The sequence below is a fragment of the Catenulispora acidiphila DSM 44928 genome (assembly GCF_000024025.1).
Taxonomy (GTDB): Bacteria; Actinomycetota; Actinomycetes; order Streptomycetales; family Catenulisporaceae; genus Catenulispora; species Catenulispora acidiphila.
Map to the genome: position 1 here is coordinate 8,915,119 of NC_013131.1, position 19,249 is coordinate 8,934,367.

17 protein-coding genes are annotated in these 19,249 nt (G+C 69.4%); 3 read left to right on the plus strand and 14 right to left on the minus strand.

What is annotated here, in order from left to right; all coding sequences use genetic code 11:
- Positions 1-6 precede the first annotated feature (6 nt).
- From nuoK to CACI_RS38015, 12 genes are all read right to left on the minus strand, one after another.
- Positions 7-306 carry an NADH-quinone oxidoreductase subunit NuoK gene (gene nuoK, locus CACI_RS37960; protein WP_015796230.1) on the minus strand — a complete coding sequence of 100 codons (300 nt, stop codon included), beginning with the start codon at positions 304-306 and terminating at the stop codon, positions 7-9.
- A complete protein-coding gene (locus CACI_RS37965; RefSeq protein ID WP_015796231.1) occupies positions 303-1,166 on the minus strand; it encodes an NADH-quinone oxidoreductase subunit J in 864 nt (287 codons plus the stop codon). Before CACI_RS37965 ends, nuoK begins: the two co-directional genes overlap by 4 nt.
- Positions 1,166-1,777 carry an NADH-quinone oxidoreductase subunit NuoI gene (gene nuoI / locus CACI_RS37970; RefSeq protein WP_015796232.1) on the minus strand — a complete coding sequence of 204 codons (612 nt, stop codon included), beginning with the start codon at positions 1,775-1,777 and terminating at the stop codon, positions 1,166-1,168. The genes CACI_RS37965 and nuoI overlap by 1 nt, the downstream gene beginning before the upstream one ends.
- A complete protein-coding gene (gene nuoH, locus CACI_RS37975; protein ID WP_015796233.1) occupies positions 1,770-3,188 on the minus strand; it encodes an NADH-quinone oxidoreductase subunit NuoH in 1,419 nt (472 codons plus the stop codon). Before nuoH ends, nuoI begins: the two co-directional genes overlap by 8 nt.
- Complete coding sequence (locus CACI_RS37980; protein ID WP_015796234.1) at positions 3,185-5,704, minus strand: NADH-quinone oxidoreductase subunit G; 2,520 nt, start codon at positions 5,702-5,704, stop codon at positions 3,185-3,187. The genes nuoH and CACI_RS37980 overlap by 4 nt, the downstream gene beginning before the upstream one ends.
- Positions 5,701-7,026, minus strand: a complete 1,326-nt coding sequence (gene nuoF / locus CACI_RS37985; protein WP_015796235.1) for an NADH-quinone oxidoreductase subunit NuoF — start codon at positions 7,024-7,026, stop codon at positions 5,701-5,703. Before nuoF ends, CACI_RS37980 begins: the two co-directional genes overlap by 4 nt.
- The gene (nuoE, locus tag CACI_RS37990; RefSeq protein WP_015796236.1) at positions 7,026-7,712 is read right to left on the minus strand and encodes an NADH-quinone oxidoreductase subunit NuoE; all 687 of its coding nucleotides are present in this window, start codon (positions 7,710-7,712) and stop codon (positions 7,026-7,028) included. Before nuoE ends, nuoF begins: the two co-directional genes overlap by 1 nt.
- Positions 7,709-9,046 carry an NADH-quinone oxidoreductase subunit D gene (locus CACI_RS37995; RefSeq protein ID WP_015796237.1) on the minus strand — a complete coding sequence of 446 codons (1,338 nt, stop codon included), beginning with the start codon at positions 9,044-9,046 and terminating at the stop codon, positions 7,709-7,711. The genes nuoE and CACI_RS37995 overlap by 4 nt, the downstream gene beginning before the upstream one ends.
- Entirely contained in the window at positions 9,043-9,750 is a 708-nt protein-coding gene (locus CACI_RS38000) for an NADH-quinone oxidoreductase subunit C (protein WP_015796238.1), read from the minus strand. The genes CACI_RS37995 and CACI_RS38000 overlap by 4 nt, the downstream gene beginning before the upstream one ends.
- The gene (locus CACI_RS38005) at positions 9,747-10,301 is read right to left on the minus strand and encodes a NuoB/complex I 20 kDa subunit family protein (RefSeq protein ID WP_015796239.1); all 555 of its coding nucleotides are present in this window, start codon (positions 10,299-10,301) and stop codon (positions 9,747-9,749) included. Before CACI_RS38005 ends, CACI_RS38000 begins: the two co-directional genes overlap by 4 nt.
- Positions 10,302-10,304: 3 nt before the next feature.
- Entirely contained in the window at positions 10,305-10,664 is a 360-nt protein-coding gene (locus CACI_RS38010) for an NADH-quinone oxidoreductase subunit A (protein ID WP_015796240.1), read from the minus strand.
- A gap of 641 nt (positions 10,665-11,305) precedes the next feature.
- Complete coding sequence (locus CACI_RS38015) at positions 11,306-11,680, minus strand: hypothetical protein (protein WP_143765557.1); 375 nt, start codon at positions 11,678-11,680, stop codon at positions 11,306-11,308.
- Between CACI_RS38015 and CACI_RS50630 the strand changes: the two genes are divergently transcribed.
- The gene (locus tag CACI_RS50630; protein WP_143765558.1) at positions 11,673-11,855 is read left to right on the plus strand and encodes a hypothetical protein; all 183 of its coding nucleotides are present in this window, start codon (positions 11,673-11,675) and stop codon (positions 11,853-11,855) included. The two genes, CACI_RS38015 and CACI_RS50630, sit on opposite strands and share 8 nt — an antisense overlap.
- Positions 11,856-11,985: 130 nt before the next feature.
- Here CACI_RS50630 and CACI_RS46670 read toward each other — a convergent pair whose 3' ends face one another.
- Positions 11,986-15,777, minus strand: coding sequence for a leucine-rich repeat domain-containing protein (locus tag CACI_RS46670; RefSeq protein WP_015796242.1), 3,792 nt, complete (start codon positions 15,775-15,777; stop codon positions 11,986-11,988).
- A gap of 115 nt (positions 15,778-15,892) precedes the next feature.
- On the opposite strand from CACI_RS46670, the gene CACI_RS38030 reads away from it, so the two are divergent.
- Positions 15,893-17,041: a phosphotransferase family protein gene (locus CACI_RS38030; RefSeq protein ID WP_015796243.1), complete on the plus strand. Its 1,149-nt coding sequence runs from the start codon at positions 15,893-15,895 to the stop codon at positions 17,039-17,041.
- 77 nt (positions 17,042-17,118) lie between these two features.
- Here the strand turns inward: CACI_RS38030 and CACI_RS38035 are convergent, their stop codons facing one another.
- Positions 17,119-18,234, minus strand: coding sequence for a hypothetical protein (locus CACI_RS38035; protein ID WP_015796244.1), 1,116 nt, complete (start codon positions 18,232-18,234; stop codon positions 17,119-17,121).
- Between the two features lie 86 nt (positions 18,235-18,320).
- On the opposite strand from CACI_RS38035, the gene CACI_RS38040 reads away from it, so the two are divergent.
- Positions 18,321-19,232 (plus strand): LLM class flavin-dependent oxidoreductase, encoded by a 912-nt coding sequence (locus CACI_RS38040; protein WP_015796245.1) that lies wholly within the window; start codon positions 18,321-18,323, stop codon positions 19,230-19,232.
- Positions 19,233-19,249: the final 17 nt, after the last annotated feature.

Sequence of the window (19,249 nt, forward strand, 5' to 3'; positions counted from 1 at the left end):
CGCCTCTCAGTACTTCAGCAGGTTTGCGTCGTCGACCGAGGCCGAGCGGCGGGTGCGGAACACGGACACGATGATGGCCAGCCCGACCACGACCTCGGCGGCCGCGACCACCATCGTGAAGAAGGCGATGACCTGGCCGGTGAGGTCGCCGTGCAGGCGGGAGAAGGTCACCAGCGAGAGGTTCACGGCGTTGAGCATGAGCTCCACGCACATGAAGACCACGATGGCGTTCCGGCGGATCAGGACCCCGAAGGCGCCGATCGTGAACAGGAGCGCCGACAGGAAGAGGTAATTGTCGGGATTCATTCGGCAGCCCCGTTCGTCGAAGCGTTTTCGAGCTCGGGAGCCTCGCCCTGCCGCGGCACCGCCATGTTCTCCCGGGTGACGGCGGTCAGACCGACCGCGTCGCGCACCGGGGTGCGGGCCTGCAGGGTGGCGTTCACCGAGTCCTCGGCGACCGAGCCGTCCGGCAGCAGCGCGGGGATGTCCACCGCGTTGTGCCGCGCGTAGACACCGGGCGTCGGCAGCGGCGTCATCCGCTTGCCGGTGCGCACGCGGTCCTCGACCAGTTCGCGCTGCGACTTGCGGGCCACCAGGCGCTCCCGGTGGGTCATGACCATCGCGCCGACCGCGGCGGTGATCAGCAGCGCCGAGGTGACTTCGAAGGCCCAGAAGTACTTGCTGAAGATCAGGTCCGCGAGGTTCTTGACGTTGCCGCCGCCGGCGTTGGCCGGCCCGGAGCCCGCGAAGGTCCCCAGCCGCGCGCGGCCCAGGGCCACCATGATCAGCACCGCGAAGGCGATCGCGGCCAGCACCGCCAGCTTGCGCTGGCCCTTGATGGTCTCCACCAAGGAGTCGGCGCTGGAGACGCCGACCAACATCAGCACGAACAGGAACAGCATCATGATCGCGCCGGTGTAGACGACGATCTGCACCACGCCGAGGAAGTACGCCCCCTGCGCCAGGTAGAACATCGCCAGGCAGATCATGGTCATGGCCAGCGAGAGCGCCGAGTGCACGGCCTTCTTGGAGAAGACCGTCCCCAGCGCCCCGAGCAGCGCCACGGCGCCCAGGACGTAGAACTGGAACGCCTCGCCGTCGGAGGTCTTGCTCAGCCCGGCGGCCAGTGTCACGCCCTGCTCCGACAGAGCGAGCGGAAGGCTCATCACGCGTCCTCCCCGTCCGAGTCGGGCTTGGCCGAGCCGCGCTGCTGCGGGACGGTGCCCGGCGCGGCCGCGGTGACCTTGCCCTCGTAGTAGTCCTGGGCGGTCATGCCCGGGAAGATCGAGTGCGGGGACTCCACCATGCCCTCGGTGAGCCCGGCGAGCAGCTCGTCCTTGGTGTAGATGAGGCTGGCCCGCGAGCTGTCCGCGAGCTCGAACTCGTTGGTCATGGTCAGCGCCCGGGTCGGGCACGCCTCGATGCACAGCCCGCACAGGATGCAGCGCAGGTAGTTGATCTGGTAGACGCGGCCGTAGCGCTCCCCGGGGGAGTAGCGCTCCTCCTCGGTGTTGTCCGCGCCCTCCACGTAGATGGCGTCCGCCGGACAGGCCCAGGCGCACAGCTCGCAGCCGACGCACTTCTCGAGCCCGTCGGGGTGCCGGTTGAGCTGGTGCCGGCCGTGGAACCGCAGCGCGGTCTGCTTGGGCTCCTCGGGGTACTGCTCGGTCGTCCGCTTCTTGAACATCGTCGAGAAGGTGACGCCGAACCCCGCGACCCCGGCCAGCGGGTTCTTCGGCTTCTCCTTACCGGAGTAAGGGTTCTGCTGGTCAGACATCGGGGTCTCCCGCTTCGAGTTCTTGCGGCTCCGCTGATTCCATCAACGCGCCCACCAGGGCGGCCCGGGGACGGCGCGGCGTGTAGGCCGGCATCGTCTGGCCGGGCAGCGGCGGCACCGGGAACCCGCCGCCCATCGGGTCGAAGGGCTTGGCCGCCGCGGCGGCCTCCTCGGCCTTCTCCAGCTCGCTGGTCTGCCGGTACCGGACCTCGCTGATGATCCAGGCCACCAGGGCCACCGCGATGACCGGCCCGAGGATGTAGATCAGGTGCGAGCGGTTCAGGTCGCCCTGGTTCTTCAGGGTCCGCACGATCGCCACCGCCAGCAGCCACACCAGCGAGGACGGGATCAGCACCTTCCAGCCCAGCTTCATGAACTGGTCGTAGCGCAGGCGGGGCAGCGTGGCGCGCAGCCAGAAGAAGAACAGCATGAACACCACGAGCTTGATCACGTACCACATCACCGGCCACCAGCCGCTGTTCGCGCCGTGCCAGACCGACTGCACGCCCCACGGGGCGTGCCAGCCGCCGAGGAACATCAGCACGGCCAGCGAGGAGACGGTGACCATGTTGATGTACTCGGCCAGGAAGAACAGCGCGAACTTGATCGAGGAGTACTCGGTGTGGAACCCGCCGACCAGCTCGCCCTCGGCCTCGGGGAGGTCGAAGGGCGCGCGGTTGGTCTCCCCGACCATCGACACCACGTAGATGACGAAGGAGGGCAGCAGCGGCAGGCAGTTCCACCAGCTGTGCTGGCTGTTCACGATGCCCGAGGTGCTCATCGTGCCGGCGTAGATGAACACCGCCACGAAGGACAGCGACATCGCGATCTCGTAGGAGATCATCTGCGCGGTGGAGCGCAGGGCGCCCAGCAGCGGGTAGGTCGAGCCGGAGGCCCAGCCGGCCAGCACGATGCCGTAGATCCCGATCGAGGTCGCGGCCAGCACGTACAAGATGGCGACCGGCAGGTCGGTCAGCTGCAGCGGCGTGCGGTGGCCGAAGATCGACACCTGGTTGTTCGCCGGGCCGAAGGGCACCACGGCGATCGCCAGGAACGCCGGGATCGTGGCGATCAGCGGCGCCAGGATGAAGACGATCTTGTCCGCCGCGGTGGGGATGATGTCTTCCTTGAGCATCAGCTTCACGCCGTCGGCCAGCGACTGGAGCATGCCCCACGGGCCGGTCCGGTTCGGGCCGATGCGCTGCTGCATGTAGCCGACGATCTTGCGCTCGAACAGGATCGCCATCAGGACCGTGACGACCAGGAACGCGAAGACCGCGACGACCTTGATCAGGATCAGCCACCACGGGTCCCGGCCGAAGAACGAGAGGTCCTCGTAGTTCGTCGGGGTGGTGGCGTCGGCGACCAGCGGGGTCACCGCCGTCGACACCACAGTGCCGAGTGCGCTCATGCGCTGGCCTCCACTTCGGTCGCAGCACGCGCGATCTTGACCAGGGCGCCGGTGTCCGCCCGCAGTGCGCGGCGGACTTGCGAACCCTCGGAGTTCGTCGGCAGCCACACCACGCGGCCGGCCAGGTCGGCGATCCGCAGCGGCAGGGTGATCGATCCGTACTCGGTGGACACGGTGACCGGGTCGCCCTCGGCGGCTCCGATCTCCGAGGCGGTCTCCTTGCTCAGGTGGACCGCGGTGGGCTTGCGGGTGCCGGCCAGGAAGGGCTCGAACGCCTGGAGCGACCCGGCGTCCAGCAGCAGGTGCCAGGTGGCCAGGACGGCCTCGCCGACCGCCGGCTTGGGCAGGTCCGCCGGAGCGCCGTTGAGCGCCGGGGTCTTCTCCCGGTGCCACAGGCCCAGCTGCGCCAGCTCGGTGCGGGCCGCGCCGACCGTGGGCAGGCCCAGGTGCACGTCCATCGCGTCGGCGATCCGGTCCAGCACGCGCAGGTCCGGCATCTCGCCGAGCCCGGCGGCCTGGACGGCGTCGGCGTCCAGCGCGGTCTCGAAGGGCCGCGGGCGGCCTTCCCAGTCCACGAACGTGCCGGACTTCTCGGCGACCGGAGCCACCGGGAACACCACGTGCGCGCGCTCGGTGACCGCGGTGTGCCGGAACTCCAGCGAGACCACGCAGGGCACGCGCTCCAGGGCGTCCAGGAACGCCTGCGGGTCGGCGGTGTCATAGGGGTCGACGCCGGCGACCACGAGGCCTGCGATCCCGCCGAGCACCGCGGTGTCGACGATCTGGTCGGCTCCGCGGCCGAAGGCGCCCGGCAGGTTCGCCACGCCCCAGCGGGCGGCGACCTCGGTGCGGGCCTCGGGGTCGGTGGCCGGACGGCCGCCGGGCAGCAGGTTCGGCAGCGCGCCGGCTTCCAGCGCGCCGCGCTCCCCGGCGCGGCGCGGGACCCAGGCGAGCTTCGCCCCGGTCACGCCGGCCAGCTTCACCGCCGCGGTCAGCGCCCCCGGCACGACGGCGAGCCGCTCGCCGACCAGGATCACCGCCCCGGGCTTGCGCAGGTCCTCGGCGGTCTTCAGGCCCGCGGCGTCCAGACCGGAGTCCGGTCCGGCGTCGGCCAGCGCCGCCAGGAACGCCGGCTCGGTGAGCGGCGCCGCCTTCAGCAGCGCGCCCTTGAGCTTGTCCAGCCCGCGCGTGGCGTACGGCGCTATGGCCGCGACCGCGAGCCGGCGGGCCAGCACGTTCTTGCGCAGCCGCAGGAAGACGATCGGCGACTCCTCCTCCGGCTCGAAGCCGACGAGCAGCACGGCCGGGGCGAGGTCGATGTCCGCGTACGTGGTCGCCAGACCGGAGCCGGCGACGAGGGACGCCAGGAACTCGGCCTCCTCCTCGGAGTGCGGCCGCGCCCGGAAGTCGATGTCGTTGGTCTCCAGCGCGATCCGGGTGAACTTCGCGTAGGCGTAGGCGTCCTCGAGCGTGAGCCGGCCGCCAACCAGTGCCGCGGCCCGGCCGCGGGCGGCGTTCAGGCCCTCCGCGGCGAAGGCCAGCGCCTCGGGCCAGGAGGCCGGGACCAGCTCGCCGGTCTCGCGGTCGCGGATCAGCGGCGAGGTGATCCGCTTGGCGCCGGGAGCCTGCGAGTACTGGAACGCCCAGCGTCCCTTGTCGCAGTTCCACTCCTCGTTCACCTGCGGGTCCTCGGTCGCCATGCGCCGGGTGACCTTGCCGCGCCGGTGGTCCGTCCGCAGCGCGCAGCCGGCCGCGCAGTGCTCGCAGGCGCTCTGCGAGGAGACCAGGTCGAACGGCCGCGACCGGAACCGGTAGGCCGCGCCGGTCAGCGCGCCGACCGGGCAGATCTGCACGGTGTTGCCGGAGAAGTAGGACGCGAAGTCCTGGTCCTCGGCCACCGAGATCCCGACCTGCTGGCTGGCGCCGCGCTCGATCAGCGTGATGAACGGGTCGCCGGCGATCTGGTCGGCGAACCGCGTGCACCGCGCGCAGGACACGCAGCGCTCGCGGTCCAGCAGCACCTGGCTGGAGATGTTGATCGGCTTGGGGAAGGTGCGCTTGACGCCCTCGTACCGGGACTCCCCGGCGCCGGTGCTCATCGCCTGGTTCTGCAGCGGGCACTCGCCGCCCTTGTCGCAGACCGGGCAGTCCAGCGGGTGGTTGATGAGCAGCAGCTCCATCACCCCGCGCTGGGCCTTCTCGGCGACCGGCGAGGTCAGCTGGGTCTTGATCACCATGCCGTCGGTGACCGTGACGGTGCAGGAGGCCACCGGCTTGCGCTGGCCCTCCACCTCCACGATGCACTGCCGGCAGGCGCCGGCCGGGGCGAGCAGCGGGTGGTCGCAGAACCGGGGCACCTGGACGCCGATCCGCTCCGCGGAGCGGATGATCAGCTCGCCCTTGGGTACCTGCAATTCGATGCCGTCGATGGTGATGGTCACGAGATCGACGGGAGGTGGCGTAGGCACCGCCACCTCCTTGCCGCTGTCTGCGGAATTCTGAGTGGTCACGGTCATGCGCTGGTCCTCGCGAATGACAGCGGGCTGTCGGCCCACACGGTGGACAGGGACGGGTCGAAAGGACACCCGCCGCGTTCGAAGTGCTCCAGGTACTCGTCCCGGAAGTACTTGAGCGAGGACTGGATCGGCGCGGCGGCACCGTCGCCGAGGGCGCAGAAGGCCTTGCCCACGATGTTGTCGCACAGGTCCAGGAGTTTGCCGAGGTCGTCCTCGGTGCCCTCGCCCTTCTCCATGCGCTTGAGGATCTGCACGAGCCAGTAGGTGCCCTCGCGGCACGGCGTGCACTTGCCGCACGACTCGTGGGCGTAGAACTCGGTCCAGCGCAGAGCGGCGCGCACCACACAGGTGGTCTCGTCGAAGATCTGCAGCGCCTTGGTGCCCAGCATCGAGCCGGCGGCGCCGACACCCTCGTAGTCCAGCGGGACGTCCAGGTGCTCCTCGGTGAACATCGGGGTCGAGGAGCCGCCGGGGGTCCAGAACTTCAGGCGGTGGCCGGGGCGGACGCCGCCGGCGTAGTCCAGAAGCTCGCGCAGCGTGATGCCCAGAGGCGCCTCGTACTGCCCGGGGTGCTTCACGTGACCGGACAGCGAGTACAGCGTGAAGCCCGGGGACTTCTCGCTGCCCATGCCCTTGAACCAGTCCACGCCGTTGCGGACGATCGCGGGAACCGAACCGATGGACTCGACGTTGTTGACACATGTGGGGCTGGCGTAGAGCCCTGCGACGGCCGGGAAGGGAGGACGCAGACGAGGCTGCCCCCGCTTGCCCTCCAAGGAGTCCAGCAGCGCCGTCTCCTCGCCGCAGATGTAGGCGCCGGCTCCGGCGTGCACCGTGAGTTCGAGGTCGAAGTCGGTGCCGAAGACGCCCTTGCCGAGGAATCCGGCGTCGTACGCCTCGCGTACCGCTGCCTGCAGGCGGCGGAGCACGTGCAGCACTTCACCGCGCACGTAGATGAACGCGTGGCTGGCGCGGATCGCGTAGCACGCGATGATCACACCCTCCACCAGCTCGTGCGGGTTGGCCATCATGAACGGGATGTCCTTGCACGTGCCCGGCTCGGACTCGTCGGCGTTCACCACCAGGTAGTGCGGCTTGCCGTCGTTCTGCGGGATGAAGCCCCACTTCATGCCGGTGGGGAAGCCCGCGCCGCCGCGGCCGCGCAGTCCGGAGTCCTTGACGAGCTGGATCACCTCGTCGGGGTGCATCCGCAGCGCCTGCTTGACGGCGGTGTAGCCGTCGCGCCGCTGGTAGCCGGCGAGCGTCCAGGGCTCGGAGTCCAGCCAGCCCCGGGACAGGACGGGGGTGAGTTCAGGTGCCATTACTCGGAGGCCTCCGTGGTGAGGGCCGGACCGGTCGGGGTCCGGCCCTGCGAGACGAGCAGACCGGCCAGCGTGGCGTGGCCGGCGGCGCCGCCGCCGGCGACCGCGCCGGCCCGGGTGTCCTCGAATCCGGCCAGGATCCGTTCGGCCTGCTTGAAGGTGCACAGGGCCGGGCCGCGGGTGGAGTGCACTTCCTTGCCCGCGCGCAGCTCGTCGACGACCCGGACCGCCTTGTCGGGGTTCATGTCGTCCAGGAACTCCCAGTTGACGGTCATCACCGGCGCGAAGTCGCAGGCCGCGTTGCACTCGATGTGCTCCAGCGTGACCTTGCCGTCCTCGGTGGTCTCGTCGTTGCCGACGCCCAGGTGCTCCTTGAGCGTGGCGAAGATGGCGTCGCCGCCCATCACCGCGCACAGCGTGTTGGTGCACACCCCGACGTGGTAGTCGCCGACCGGGCGCCGCTTGTACATCGTGTAGAACGTCGAGACCGCCGAGACCTCGGCGGTGGACAGTCCGAGCTTGGCGGCGCAGTACTCGATGCCCGCCGGGGAGACGTAGCCCTCCTCGCTCTGCACCAGGTGCAGCAGCGGGAGCAGCGCCGAGCCGGACTGGGGGTAGCGGGCCACGATGGCGTCCGCGTCCCCGTCCAGCTTGGCCAGGTGTTCGTAGGCTGACTTGTCGCTCAACGGTCCACTCCACCCATAACCGGGTCCAGGGAGGCGACGGCGACGATGACGTCGGCCAGCTGGCCGCCCTCGCACATCGCCGCGGTCGCCTGCAGGTTCGTGAAGGACGGGTCGCGGAAGTGGACCCGGTAGGGCCGCGTGCCGCCGTCGGACACCGCGTGCACGCCCAGCTCGCCCTTGGCCGACTCCACCGCCGCGTAGGCCTGGCCGGCCGGGACGTGGAAGCCCTCGGTGACCAGCTTGAAGTGGTGGATCAGGGCTTCCATGGAGCCGCCCATGATGTGCCGGATGTGGTCCAGGCTGTTGCCCATGCCGTCGCTGCCGAGGGCCAGCTGCGCGGGCCAGGCGATCTTCTTGTCCTCGACCATGACCGGGTGGCCCTGGGTGCGCTGGATGCGGTCCAGGCACTGCTCGACGATCCGCAGCGACTCGTACATCTCGGTCAGGCGGACCCGGTAGCGGCCGTAGGCATCGCTGGTGTCCCAGGTCGCGACCTCGAAGTCGTAGGTCTCGTAGCCGCAGTACGGCTCGGACTTGCGCAGGTCGTGCGGGTGGCCGGTGCTGCGCAGCACCGGGCCGGTGATGCCCAGGGCCATGCAGCCGGCCAGGTCCAGATGGCCCACGCCCTCGGTGCGGCCGCGGAAGATCGGGTTCTCGTTGCACAGCTTCGCGTAGTCCGGGAAGCGCTTGCGCATGAGCTTGATGTAGTTGCCGATCTTGTCCACCGCGCCGGGCGGCAGATCCTGCGCGACGCCGCCGGGGCGGATGTACGCGTGGTTCATGCGCAGCCCGGTGATGAACTCGAAGAGGTCCAGCGTCTCCTCGCGCTCGCGGAAGCCCGCGGTCATCATGGTCAGCGCGCCCATCTCCATGCCGCCGGTGGCGAGGCACACCAGGTGGCTGGAGATCCGGTTGAGCTCCATCATCAGGACCCGGATGACGCTGGCCCGCTCGGGGATCTGCTCCTCGATGTCCAGGAGCTTCTCCACCGCCAGGCAGTACGCCGCCTCGTTGAACAGCGGCGTCAGGTAGTCCATGCGGGTCACGAAGGTCGTGCCCTGCACCCAGTTGCGGTACTCGGTGTTCTTCTCGATACCGGTGTGCAGGTAGCCGATGCCGCAGCGGGCCTCGGTGACGGTCTCGCCGTCGATCTCCAGGATGAGCCGGAGCACGCCGTGCGTCGAGGGGTGCTGCGGTCCCATGTTGACGACGATGCGCTCTTCGGGGCTCTCCTGCAGACCGGCAAGGATCTCGTCCCAGTCGCCGCCGGCGACCGTGAAGACGCGGCCCTCGCTGTCGTTGACCGATTCGCCGGTCTCGTCGATGACGGTCATGAGTAGGCCCTCCGCTGGTCCGGAGCCGGGATCTGCGCACCCTTGAATTCGACGGGGATGCCGCCGAGCGGGTAGTCCTTACGCTGGGGGTGCCCCAGCCAGTCGTCCGGCATCAGGATCCTGGTCAGGCCGGGGTGGCCGTCGTAGATGATGCCGAACATGTCGTAGCTCTCGCGCTCGTGCCAGTCGACCGTGGGGTAGACCTCGTAGAGCGAGGGGATGTGCGGATCGACGTCCGGAGCGGTGGTCTCCAGGCGGATCCGGCGGTTGTGCGTGATGCTCAGCAGCGGAACCACGCTGTGCAGCTCGCGGCCGGACTGCTCCGGGAAGTGCACGCCGGTGACGCCCAGGCACATCTCGAAGCGCAGCGCGGGGTCGTCGCGCAGGGTCTTGGCGACCCGGACGAGGTGCTCGCGCGGCACGTGGATGGTCAGCTGTCCGCGGTAGACCACGTAGGCGCTGATCGCCTCGAGCGGCAGGCCCTGCTCCTCCAGCGCGCCCTCGAGTTCGTCGGCGATGACGTCGAAGTAGCCGCCGTAGGGCCGCTGGCTCGCGCCGGGCAGCTCGATCCGGCGGACCAGGCCGCCGTAGCCGGAGGTGTCGCCGCCGTTGCGGGCGCCGAACATGCCCTTGCGGGTGGCGATCAGTTCGCCGCCCGGGGAATCAGCACCCTGCTCCGGGACCGCGGGTACGTTCTCAGTCACCGGAGGAGCCCTTCCATCAGGATCGTCGGCTTGGCGTTCATCGCGGCCTTCTCGGCCTCTTCCGCGGCCTTCTTGCGGTTCACGCCCAGCGGCATGCTCTGGATCTGCTCGTGGAGCTTCAAGATCGCGTCCAGCAGCATCTCCGGGCGCGGGGGGCAGCCCGGCAGGTAGATGTCGACCGGCACGATGTGGTCCACGCCCTGCACGATCGCGTAGTTGTTGAACATGCCGCCGCTGGAGGCGCACACGCCCATCGCGATGACCCACTTGGGGTTCGCCATCTGGTCGTAGACCTGGCGCAGGACCGGGGCCATCTTCTGGCTCACCCGGCCCGCCACGATCATCAGGTCCGCCTGGCGCGGCGTGGCGGAGAACCGCTCCATGCCGAAGCGTGCCAGGTCATAGCGTCCGGCGCCGGTGGCCATCATCTCGATGGCACAGCAGGCCAATCCGAACGTCGCCGGCCAGACCGACGACTTGCGCATATAGCCCGCCAGGCCCTCCACCGTCGTGAGGAGGAATCCTGCGGGCAGTTTCTCTTCCAGGCCCATCTGTCAGTCCCATTCCAATCCGCCGCGACGCCACACATAGGCGTACGCGACGAAGACGGTGAGGATGAAGAACACCATCTCGACGAGCCCGAACCAGCCCAGCGAGTCGAACCGCACCGCCCACGGGTACAGGAACACGATTTCGATGTCGAAGATGATGAAGAGCATGGCGGTCAGGTAGTACTTCACCGGGAAGCGGCCGCCGCCGACCGGCTGCGGAGTGGGCTCGATGCCGCACTCGTAAGCCTCCAGCTTGGCGCGGTTGTACCGCTTCGGTCCGGTCAGCATCCCCGACACCACCGAGAACACGGCGAACCCGGCGGCCAACCCGCCGAGCACCAGAATCGGCGCGTAACTGTTCATGGGTGACGTCCTGTCAGGCAGGTTTGTGTCAATTTCTGGACGAGTGGGCCCTGCTCACGCTACTTGTGGCTGATTTCACAAGCTCCCGCGACGTTCAGTGCCGTGTAGTGAACCCAGTGTGTGGAGAGGCGGTTTCACTCGCACGACCGTGAGCGCCACGAAACGGTCGGTGCCTTCTTTCGCCGCTGATCCTACGCCTGCGGCATGTGGGCTGCGCCACAGGGGTGCGGGCAAGTGTGATCGAGATCACCGGAAGATCAACGATCAAGGACTCACGAAGATCATCCAACCGGATAAAAGCGGAGGTGAGCGCATATAGGAGGTAGTACCTCCCGCCCGCTAAGACCGACTTGCGCACCTGCGCGGACTCTGCAAGGCGAAAGCCCTTGGCGGTGCGCCGCACGGGAGTAGGTTGCAGGCGTGGACTCCGGAATCGACTGCCGGATGGACTCCAGGACGCACTTCTCGGGGAGGTCTGGAATGAGGTCTGTGACGCACCCGCGCCGGCTTTCTGTTAGCTTCGTCGTGGCATGCGCCGTTCTCCTTGGTGTCACAACGGTTTCCTGCTCAGCGACAGCCAATCAGGTGAACGCGAAGAGTTCGGCGGGAGCCGGGACGGGGACCGTTTCGGCGAGTTCTTCTCAGGGGACTGGGACGCCTCCGTCGAGTCCTTCCGGCTCCGCGACCGGACCGACTACCGGGGTTCCCGGTGGCGCCGAACCGACCGGATCGAGCTCCGCGCCGTCCTCGGCGTCCGGGAGCAGTTCCCCTTCCGGGGCACGGACGACGGCTCCGACGCCGCCGCGTTCGCCGTCACCGCGGCCGACGCCGCCGAAGCCGCCTGTTTCGTCGCCGAGCGCCGTGCACGGAACGATCACGGTCACACCGGCGCAGAACGGCATGACCTTCCACGTCGCGGTCGGCACGAACGTGATCGCCGCGCAGTTCCCGTACCCCTCCTCGCCGGCGTCGACCAACCCCGCCGTTCTGGCGCCGGGAGTCTCGCCAATGAGCATCGTGTGCAAGCCCGGCGGCGTGGCGTGTTCGGAGCCGCCCCGGACGTTCACCGCGCGGTCACGCGGAACAGCGGAGATCACCGCCGCGCGCTCGACGTGCGGGACGACGCAGCGGTGCGTGACGCCGATGCTGGTACCGGTGGCGGGCTTCGAGGTGACGGTGATCGTGGACTAGTCGTCGCCTCATGGGGAGTGGCGCCCGCTGAAGGGCCCTGTGCGCTTCTGCGACCGTCTCCCCCACCGACGACGGCGCCCCGGACCGGAGAGACCCGGACCGGGGCGCGTACGACGTTGTCAGCCTCCTGTCAGCTGCTGCTGCGCCAGGGCTGCGAGGGCGCCGGCGGCGGCCCGTAGCCGGGAGGCGTGCCGACGTGGGTGCGGTCGGCCTCGAACTCCCCGCCGGGCCAAGCCCGCTCCTCGAAGGAACCGGGTCCCTCGACGACATCGACGACTTCCTCATCGACCACCACAGCCGGACCGTCGAACACCACAGTCGGCTGATCCGGCACCGGCTGGAACACCAGCGGCGGCTCCTCCACCACGGCGACCGGCTCCTCGACCACGACATGATCGCCGGACTCAGCCAGCACCGCAGCCTCACGCTGAGCAGCGGCGAACGCCTCAGCCTGCTGCTCGGACTCGGCCAGCAGCCGACTCTCAGCAAGCGCCACCCCCCGCTGCTGCGGCACCCCGGCAGTGGCCGGCGGAAGCGACTCCCCGGCAACAGCAGCCGCACGCCGCCCGGCACGGGCACGACGCTCCTCGGCGGAGAGGGTCTCGACGTACTGGGCCTCCTCAGCAGGAGACTCCTGGACGACCGTCGGCTCATCAGCCTGGACGGCAGCAGGCTGCGGAACGCGAGGGTCCTGCGGCTCGGCGAAGACGGACTGCCGCACATCGGCGTGTGAGGCGCGGGGGTCCTGCGGGTCGCCGAAGACGGGCTGGTCCACATCGGCCTGCGGCATGCGGCTCTCACCGAAAGCAGCCTGCTCCGCATCAGCTTGCGAGACGCGGGGATCTGGCTGCCCGCCGAACACTGCCTGGTTCACATCGGCCTGTGGGACGCGATTATCTTGCTGCGCGCCAAACACCGCCTGGCCAACATCAGCCTGCGGGACTCGATTGTCCTGCTGCCCGCCGAAGACAGCCTGATCAACGTCGGCCTGCTGGACGCGATTGTCTTGGAGCGCACCGAACACTGCCTGGTCGACATCAGCCTGTGGGACACGATTGTCTTGCTGCCCGCCGAAGCCACCCTGGGGGACGCGATTGTCTTGGAGCGCACCGAACACTGCCTGGTCGGCATCAGCTTGCGGGACACGATTGTCTTGCTGCCCGCCGAACACAGCCTGGTCCGCATCGGTGTGCTGGGTGCGGCTCTCTAGCTGTGCGGCGTCGGGCTGCAGGACGTGATTCTCCAGCTGGCGGGCGAACATGGCCTGCTGTTCGACATCGGCCTGCGGGGCGCGATTCTCCTGGTGCCCGCCGAACACAGCCTGCTCCAGCGCATCTGGCTGTAGGGCATCGGGCTGCAGAGCATCGTCGTCTTGCTGCTCGGCGGGCATCGCGGTCTGAGCGGCCACACCGTTTTCGCCGTGGGCAGCCGTATAGCCACCAACCTGCTCGGCCTCCGCCGCCGCCTGTTCGGCGGCCGCCTGGGCAGCTGCTTCCGCCGCCGCGGCTGCCTCTGCCTCGTCGGCGCGGTTGGCCTCGGCCACCATGTCCGCCAGTAGTGCGGCCTCCTCGGCCGCCGCTGCTGCGTGCGCCGCGGTCAGGGCCGCCTCGTCGTTGCCGGCCTCGGCTGCGGCGACGGCTTGCGCGGCGAGCGCCACTGCCTTGTCGTCGACGAATTCGGCCGCCGCTTCGGCGATCTCTGTTGCCAGCTCGGGTGATCCGGCTTCCTCGGCGACAGCGCCGACGATCACTTCCGCGGCCAGGGCCCGGCGAACGTCGTCGGCAGCTTCCTCGAGCACCGCACGAGCGAGCGCGCGCAACGCGTTCTCATCCGCGGCGTGCAGTGCTGCGAGGACCTGTGCCTCGGCTGCCGCCACCGCCGCGTCCAGGACACCGCCGGCGTTCAGGACTTCGGCGAGTTCGGAGTCGATCTCCTCCGACACGATCGCTTGCGCGAAGGCCTCGGCTGTCACCGGTTCCGGCTGCACATCGGCGGGTTCGGCGGGCAGCTCCTCCGCAGCCGTCGCCTCCAGCTCGGGCTCGGTCCCGGACTCGGGTTCTGCCGCGGGCTCCGGCTCGGCGTCTCCCGCCGCGGCCGCCGCCTCGGCGAACGCCTCCTCGACCGCCGCTTCCACGGCGGCCTCCGCCGCCTGCGCCATCAGCGCCGCCTCGGCGTGGACCACGCCGCCGACGATGCCGGCGATGGCGTCCGCCTCGTGGCGGCGTGCGCGCTCGGCCTCCTCGACGCCGGCTTGGGCGACGGCGTCGCGCTTGTCCGCCGGGACGCGGTCGCCGAGGGCGCCGTAGAGCGCCTTGTCGGCGGCGAGCGCCATCGTGCCGACGTCCCAGTTCTCGGGAACGGCGGACAGCAGCGGGTTGTCGCTGAGGTCGAGCTCCTTCAGGGTCAGCTTCTGCCAGTTGCTCGTCGGCAGGTCCGCCAGGCGGTTGCCGCGCAGGACCAGGGTTTCCAGCTTCGGCAGGTCGCAGACCGAGCGCGGGATCCAGGTCAGCTGGTTCTCCGCGACGTCCAGTTTGCGCAGGGACTCCAGGCCGCCGAGGGCGCGCGGGAGGGAGGACAGTTCGTTGTCCGCCAGGTCCAGGTTCACCAGGTTGCGGAGCAGGCCCAAGGTGCGGGGCACCCAGGACAGCTGGTTCGACGCCAGGTTCAGGGTGGTGAGCGCGCCGAGGCCCGACAGCTGGAAGGGGAGGTCGCGCAGGTTGTTGCCGACCAGGTCCAGGGTCTCCAGGCGATGCAGGCCGCCGAGGCCGGCGGGCAGCGTCTCCAGGTCGCAGTACGCGAGTGAGAGCCACGTCAGCCGCTTCAGCGCCCCGACCGAGGACGGCAGCGACGTCAGTGGGTTCTGTGCCAGGTTCAGGGTGTCCAGGTTGGCCAGGCCGTCGAAGCTGTCCGGCAGGTCGTGCAGGCTGTTGCGGGAGACGTCGAGCGCGGTCAGCACACGCAGCGCGCCGAGTGAGGGCGGCAGCTCGGTGAGCCGGTTGTAGGTCAGGCTCAGCTTGTCCAGCGAGGCCAGGCGGCCGATCGCCTCCGGGACGTGGGTCAGCCAGTTGTCGGCCAGGTTCAGCTCGGTCAGCCGGCTCAGGTCCGCCACCGAGGCCGGCAGCTCCTCCAGGTGGTTGCCGCTGAGCGCGAGGGTCTGCAGTTCGCTGAGATTGCCGATGGACGCCGGGAGCGTCTGCAGCTGGTTCTTCTGCAGGTACAGCTTGGTCAGCGAGGCCATGTCGCCGATCGAGGTCGGCAGCTTGCGCAGCCGGTTGCCGGTCAGGCTCAGCTCCTGCAGCCGGATCAGGGCCCCGATGCTCGGCGGCAGCTCGGTCAGGACGTTGTCGTCCGCCGACAGCGCGACCAGGCTCTGGGTGTCGCCGATCCAGTCCGGCAGTTCGGCGAGGTGGTTGCCGTCCAGGACCAGGGTGTGCAGGCTCGGCGCGCCTAAGGAGTCCGGCAGTCCGGGCAGCTGGTTCTTCTGCAGGTACAACTGCGTCAGGCTGCTCAGATGTCCGACGACTTCGGGAAGCGCTGTGAACGCGTTCTCGTCGAGCCACAGACTGGTCAGCCGCTCCAGCCGCGCGAACTCCTCGGGGAGCGTGGTCAGGCCGTTGCCGGTCAGGCTCAGCTCGACCAGCCCGCCGAGCAGCGCCACCTGCGGCGGCAGCTCCCCGAAGCCGTTGCTGTCCAGCCACAGCCGGCGCAGACCCGTCACCTCGCCGAGCGTCTCGGGCAGCGTCGCCAGACGGTTGCCCGACAGGTTCAGGAAGGTGACGGGCCCGAGCTCCGGCAGGCGGCCGAATTCCGCGGGCAGCCCGGTCAGACCCAGATTGGACAGGTCCAGGCCGACCTCACCGGTGTCCTCGGTGGTGAGACGGTCGCTGATCAGTCGTCTGATGTGGTCGATGTCCGGATTCACAGTCCGTCCCCCTGCGTCGTTCTGAAGTGGCATCCGCAATGCGCTCGGCTCTCCCAGACTGCCATCCCCGACAGGCGTATGTCGCATTGACGCTACCTTGCTTATAGTCCGCGCCGTGAGCGAACCGAGCAGGAACGCCGAAGCGGGACCGGACGCCACCCGGCCGCAGACCAGCACCCGCGACCCCGAAGCGCTGCGGGCCGCCCTCGAACCCTGGCTCGCCCGCCGGACCGGCGGCGCCGATGTCGGGATATCCGATGTCCGATCCCCCCAAACGAACGGGATGTCCTCCGAGACGTTGTTGTTCGACGCCCGCTGGACCGCCCCCGACGGCGAAGTGCGCTTCGACCGATGTGTCGCGCGCCTCGCGCCGGCCGCGGACGCCATGCCCGTCTTTCCCGAATACCGGATGCGGGATCAGTTCACTGTCATGGCGTTGGTCGGCGAACGCACGGCGGTTCCCGTGCCGCGCACTCTTTGGTATGAATCCGACCCGGAAATCCTCGGCGCGGAGTTCTTCGTCATGGAACGCGTCGAGGGCTCGGTCCCGCCGGACATCCTGCCGTACACCTTCGGCGACAACTGGCTCTCCGACGCCACCGACGCGCAGCGGCGCGTGCTGCAGGACGCGACCGTCGCCACGCTCGCGCGCATCCACGCCATCCCCGCGACCGCCGAAGAAGTCACCTTTCTGGGTGACCTGACCGCCGACGGCGACACCGCGCTGCGCTCCCACGTCGACGGCTGGCGCGCCTACAACGCCTGGGCCCACGGCCGGCAGCCGATCCCGATCCTGGAGAAGACGTTCGCCTGGTTGGACGCGCACTGGCCGAAGACCGTGGACGCCCCAGTTCTGAGTTGGGGCGACGCCCGCATCGGCAACATCATGTATCGGGACTTCGCTCCAGTCGCAGTCCTGGACTGGGAGATGGCCGGGATCGCGCCGCGCGAGGTGGACCTCGGCTGGCTCGTCTTCCTGCACCGCTTCTTCCAGGACCTCGCAGAGTTCTTCGGCCTGCCCGGGCTGCCGGACTTCATGGCGTTGGACGACGTGGCCGAGGAGTACGCCGCACTCACCGGGTACCAGGTGCGCGACCGGGAGTTCTACGAGGTCTACGCCGCGCTCCGGCACGGGATCGTGATGGCGCGGGTGAACCAGCGCCGTATCCGGTTCGGGGAGCAGGAGGCTCCCGAGGAGCTCGACGGGCTGGTGAACCACGCGGGCACGCTCGAGCGGATGCTCGACGGGACCCACTGGTCTTGATCCACTCCTGATCCACTCCTGATCCACTCCTGATCCACTCCTGATCCACTCCTGATCCACGGCGAACGGCGCCGCTGTCAGCCCCGCGCCTCGCCGGTCACCGGCTTGGCGTGCGCGGGCTGCCGGTTCACCGGGGTGATCACGTCGATCTGCGCCTCGGACGTCCGCCGCGGACCGGACCAGCGCGCCGGGACCGCGTCGATCCGGTACGCCAGCGCGTACGCCACCGCTTCGTAATTCACGCGCCATCCCTGGAAATGCGGCCACGCCTCGTCCGGCGTCCGTTCGAACTCATATCCCTGAGCCCGCATCCGCTGCACCCCGTAAAGGAACTCCTCCTTGGTGAGCAGGATCGGATCGTCCGGAGAAGGGTCCGGGTTATAGGGCACGCGCTCGGTACGCGCGATCTCGCGCAGCGTCACATATCCGCTCCGCAAGGCCATGCGGATCTCCCCGACGTTCTGCGAGGGATTGAACGACACATGAAGCGCGGCGGCGTCCATGACCGCCAATAGGGCGATCAACCAGTTGCGCTGAGCGCGCGGGGAGCGGAAATAGATGAGAACGGGATAGCTGGTGTGGCTCTCGGAAACGTCGGCGGTCCAGCGTTCCCATCCCCTATAGAGGTCCGGGAGTTGGTCATTGAGGTTGACCATCGCATAGCGCGCCAGGATCTCCGGTCCCCAGGCGGGACCGCCTGCGCGCGCCTCCAGCATCGTCACCTCGGTCTCGCGCCGGGCGTAGGCGGCGTAGAGCGCCGGCAGGTACCCGACCAGCAGACCGATCGAGACCGGTCCGGTGACGGCGGCGCAGAAGTCGATCGCGTTCAGGCGGGACTTGTCGGCCGAGGCGAAGCCCAGCGTGAACAGCGAGGACCCGGCCTCGCGGAGCGAGGCCCGCAGGTCCAGCGCGCCGAGGGCGAAGTTGAGCATGGTGAAGCCGACCAGGAAGGCCAGGAGCCAGCCGACCAGCCTGGCGACCACGGACAGCGGTCCGGCGTAGGCCAGGATGCGGTCCTTGGTCTCATAGGCGCCGAAGCGGTTGGCGAGCCCCTGGAACACGCGGTAGACAACCCGCCCCAGGAGGTTCGACAGCCCCGGGCGGAAGACCCGCGGCACCACCAGGGTGCGCACTTCCGACATGAAAGTGCCCAGCACGATCAGCCCGCCGAGCACGCCCCAGATCGTCCGCACAGTCCCGGCTCCGTTGGTCGTCTTGCTGTGGTCACCCGCGGCCTGACCCGCTCCATTCCTGGGGTGATCGTAATAGGCTCGGAGCCATGTTGCGTCTCGGCGTCTGCGTCCTGCCCGACCGTCCGTTCCGCGAAGCCGCCGCCCGCTGGCGCCGCGCCGAGGAGCTCGGCTTCGAGCACGCCTGGACCTACGACCACATCACGTTCAGCGGCATCCCCGACGGTCCCTGGTACGACGCCGTCACCACCCTCGCCTCCGCCGCCGCGGTGACCGAACGGATCAAGCTGGGCACGCTGGTCGCGTCCCCGAACTTCCGCCATCCGGTGCCGTTCGCCCAGGAGATCATGTCGCTGGACGACGCCTCGGAGGGCCGCTTCATCCTCGGCTACGGCGCCGGCTCCTACGGCCCGGACGCCCGGGTGCTCGGCTACGGTCCGGACGGCGAGGGCTGGTCGGCCAAGGAGCGCGGCGAGCGCTACCGGGAGTCGGTCGAGATCCTGGACCGCCTGCTGCGCGGGGCGGCTGAGGGCCGGACCCGCAGCACCTTCCGCGGGACGTACTACGACGCGGTGGAAGCCCGCATGGAGCCCGGCTGCGTGCAGCAGCCGCGGGTGCCGTTCGGGCTGGCCGCGACCGGGCCGCTGGGGCTGCGGACCGTGGTGAAGCATGCGCAGATGTGGATCGCCGACGACACCTTGGCGGGCCGCGACGGCGAGGGCCCGACGGAGACCGACACCTGGACCGCGCTGGAGCGGGTCAGCCGGAAGCTGGACGAGGTCTGCGAGAAGGAAGGTCGCGATCCGGCCACGCTGCCCCGGCTGCTGCTGACCGGACTCTCGCCGCTGCGCACGATGGAGTCCAAGGCCAGGTTCGACGACGTCGCGGGCCGGGTGGAGGAGCTCGGCTTCACGGATTTCGTGGTCCACTACCCCCGCGAATCAGGGGCTTACGCCACCCCCGCGCATGTCCTTGACGAGATCGCGCCCGCCAACGCCTGAGGACTGCCCTACCCTAT

Coding starts and splice junctions, on each gene's coding strand:
- nuoH (WP_015796233.1), bottom strand. CDS start 3,188: ATGAGCGCACTCGGCACTGTGGTGTCGACGGCGGTGACCCCGCTGGTC.
- CACI_RS37980 (WP_015796234.1), bottom strand. CDS start 5,704: ATGACCGTGACCACTCAGAATTCCGCAGACAGCGGCAAGGAGGTGGCG.
- CACI_RS38015 (WP_143765557.1), bottom strand. CDS start 11,680: ATGCTCATTGGCGAGACTCCCGGCGCCAGAACGGCGGGGTTGGTCGAC.
- nuoK (WP_015796230.1), bottom strand. CDS start 306: ATGAATCCCGACAATTACCTCTTCCTGTCGGCGCTCCTGTTCACGATC.
- nuoI (WP_015796232.1), bottom strand. CDS start 1,777: ATGTCTGACCAGCAGAACCCTTACTCCGGTAAGGAGAAGCCGAAGAAC.
- nuoF (WP_015796235.1), bottom strand. CDS start 7,026: ATGGCACCTGAACTCACCCCCGTCCTGTCCCGGGGCTGGCTGGACTCC.
- CACI_RS37995 (WP_015796237.1), bottom strand. CDS start 9,046: ATGACCGTCATCGACGAGACCGGCGAATCGGTCAACGACAGCGAGGGC.
- CACI_RS38010 (WP_015796240.1), bottom strand. CDS start 10,664: ATGAACAGTTACGCGCCGATTCTGGTGCTCGGCGGGTTGGCCGCCGGG.
- CACI_RS37965 (WP_015796231.1), bottom strand. CDS start 1,166: ATGAGCCTTCCGCTCGCTCTGTCGGAGCAGGGCGTGACACTGGCCGCC.
- CACI_RS50630 (WP_143765558.1), top strand. CDS start 11,673: ATGAGCATCGTGTGCAAGCCCGGCGGCGTGGCGTGTTCGGAGCCGCCC.
- CACI_RS38040 (WP_015796245.1), top strand. CDS start 18,321: ATGTTGCGTCTCGGCGTCTGCGTCCTGCCCGACCGTCCGTTCCGCGAA.
- CACI_RS38005 (WP_015796239.1), bottom strand. CDS start 10,301: ATGGGCCTGGAAGAGAAACTGCCCGCAGGATTCCTCCTCACGACGGTG.